Below are 1,015 nucleotides of genomic sequence, written 5' to 3'. Positions count from 1 at the left end.
GGCCGGGAATGCACAGCAGCAACACGCGCATGGGGCGTTCTCCGGTTCAGGCGGCCAGCGCCTCGGTTTGCAGCAGGATCTCGCGGGCCCGGGCCACGCTGTCGAAGATGTCGGCCAGGTCGAAGTTGATGTCGCGCTCGATGATGATGGCGCGCGGCTGGGCGCGTTCGCAGACGTGGCGCAGCAGCTCCCAGACCGGCTCGCCGATGCGGTGGCCGTGGCTGTCGATCAGCAGCTCGTCGCGCACGAAGCCGCCGGCCAGGTGCAGCTCCACCACGCGGCCGAGGTCCAGCCCGGCCAGGTATTCATACGGGTCGAAGCGGTGGTTCTGAGCGTTGATGTGCAGGTTGTTGACGTCCAGCAGCAGCCCGCAGTCGGCCTGCTGCAGGATGCCGTTGACGAAGCTCAGCTCGTCCATCTCCTCGTCGCCATGCTCGAAGTAGTAGGTGATGTTCTCGACCAGGAAAGGCGTGGCGCTGGCCTGCTGGATCTGGCGGATCTTGGCGGCGATGCGCTGCTGGTTGGCCAGGCTGCGGCGCACCGGCATCAGGTGGCCCACGTCCAGCTCGCCCACGCGCGAAAACGCGATGTGGTCGCTGAACCAGAGCGGCTGCCAGCGCTCGACCGCCTGCAGCGTCGCGGCCAGGTGGTCCGGGTCCAGCGGCGCGGCGGTGCCCAGCGAGGTGCTGACGCCGTGCAGCACCAGCGGCTTGTCGCGCATCAGCCGGCGCAGCGGCTCGCCGACCTGCTCGTCCTGCAGGATGTTGTCGGAGATGACCTCCAGCAGGTCCAGCTCGTCGAGCCGGTCGATGATCTCGGCCTCGATCTCGTGGCGGTGGTTCAGTCCGACGCCGAGGCAGTGGGGATTGCAGTCACGCTTGGGCATGCCGGGTCCTGTTCGGGAGGGGAGACGGAAGGGGTGGACAACACCAGGGGCGCGATCACGCCGGCCTCGGCGAGCCTGTCCAGCGTGGCGGCCAGCGCCTGCGGGGTGGACAGCGCGTAGCCCTGGCTG

At 68.8% G+C, this 1,015-nt stretch carries 1 protein-coding gene; it reads right to left on the bottom strand.

Annotated features, from left to right (window positions below; all coding sequences use genetic code 11):
• Nucleotides 1-46 precede the first annotated feature (46 nt).
• Nucleotides 47-886, bottom strand: coding sequence for an MbnB/TglH/ChrH family RiPP precursor modification enzyme (locus FKP22_RS31535; protein WP_141292084.1), 840 nt, complete (start codon nucleotides 884-886; stop codon nucleotides 47-49).
• Nucleotides 887-1,015 lie beyond the last annotated feature (129 nt).

The sequence above is a fragment of the Ideonella azotifigens genome (assembly GCF_006519715.1).
In the GTDB taxonomy this organism is placed as follows: Bacteria; Pseudomonadota; Gammaproteobacteria; order Burkholderiales; family Burkholderiaceae_C; genus Ideonella; species Ideonella azotifigens.
This window is presented reverse-complemented; position numbering and strand designations above follow the sequence as displayed.

Bases quoted from the DNA above. Each gene is read 5' to 3' on its own strand.
- FKP22_RS31535 (WP_141292084.1), bottom strand. From the start codon at position 886: ATGCCCAAGCGTGACTGCAATCCCCACTGCCTCGGCGTCGGACTGAAC.